Below are 1,143 nucleotides of genomic sequence, written 5' to 3' on the forward strand. Positions count from 1 at the left end.
ATTTCATAAGTGGCCACGCCGATGGGCTTGCGGGCGTCGTGCAGGGCGTATTCCACAATCGTGCGGCTCTTCTCCTTGCACAGGATGATGCCGATGGAGGGGTTCTCGTCCTCCTGGCGGACCTGCCGGTCCAGAGCCGCCAGATAAAACTGCATCTTGCCGACGAACTCCGGCAGGAACTCGCCGACTTTCAATTCAATGGCGACAAGGCAGCGCAGACGGCGGTGAAACAACAAGAGGTCGATGAAAAACTCTTTGCCGTCCACCTCCAGCCGGTATTGGCTGCCCATGAAGGCGAACATGCCGCCCATGGCCCGGAGGAAATCCTCGATCCGGGCGATGAGCGCCCGCTCCAGCTCCCGCTCGCTGTGCTCCTCGCCCAGCTCCAGAAAATCGAAGGTGTATTCGTCCTTCACCGCCAGCTTGGCCTGGGCGCGAAGTTCCGGTGTGAGCGCCTGGTCGAAGTTGGTCTGGCCGAGCAGGGATTTTTCGTAGCTCTGGTTGTCGATCTGATGGATGAGCACGTTCTTGGACCAGCCGAACTTGCGGGTCATGCGCAGATAGAATTCCCGCTCCAGCGGGTCCTTGCAGCGCTCCAGGATGGCCAGGTTGTGGCTCCAGCCGATTTCTCGCACCAGTGGTGCGAGTTTTTCGAGTCCGTTGTACGCCTCGAAAAAAGCCTTCATCCGCCAGAGGTTGGAAGCCGAAAAGCCCCCCACGCCGGGAAACTCCGTCCGCAGATCGGCGGCGAGCTGTTCCACCACCGCCTTGCCCCAGCCTTCAACATCCTGCCGCTCCACGATCATCCGCCCGATGTCCCAGTACAGACCGACCAACTCCTTGTTGACCGCCTTGAGGGCTTCATACTGGGCGGAGCGGATGCGCTCCTTAATCTCGGACAGCAGGCGCGGGTAGTCCTGCGGTTTGCCGAGGCTGTTTTTTGGGGTTTTGTCAGTCGGTTTCATCCATCTCCCCCTCGTCATCGATCACGTCATCGGCATCGGCGGTGTCCTCTTCCAGCGCCAGCAGCTCTTCATCGGCAACCTCCGGCACCTCGATTCCGCGCACATCCACCTGACCGGTGACCACATCGGAAATCAGCCGGGTACGATATTCTTGCATCAGCTCGATCTCGCGTTGGGC

General features: G+C 60.1%; 2 protein-coding genes. Both read right to left on the reverse strand.

The features are described from left to right. Positions 1 to 965 (reverse strand): PDDEXK nuclease domain-containing protein (locus R2940_18475; protein ID MEZ4601781.1); only part of this gene is annotated, 965 nt, incomplete at its 3' end. Then, on the reverse strand, positions 952 to 1,143 hold a 192-nt coding region (locus tag R2940_18480), incomplete at its 5' end, for a hypothetical protein (protein ID MEZ4601782.1). The genes R2940_18475 and R2940_18480, both read right to left, overlap by 14 nt.

This window comes from Syntrophotaleaceae bacterium, assembly GCA_041390365.1.
In the GTDB taxonomy this organism is placed as follows: domain Bacteria; phylum Desulfobacterota; class Desulfuromonadia; order Desulfuromonadales; family Syntrophotaleaceae; genus JAWKQB01.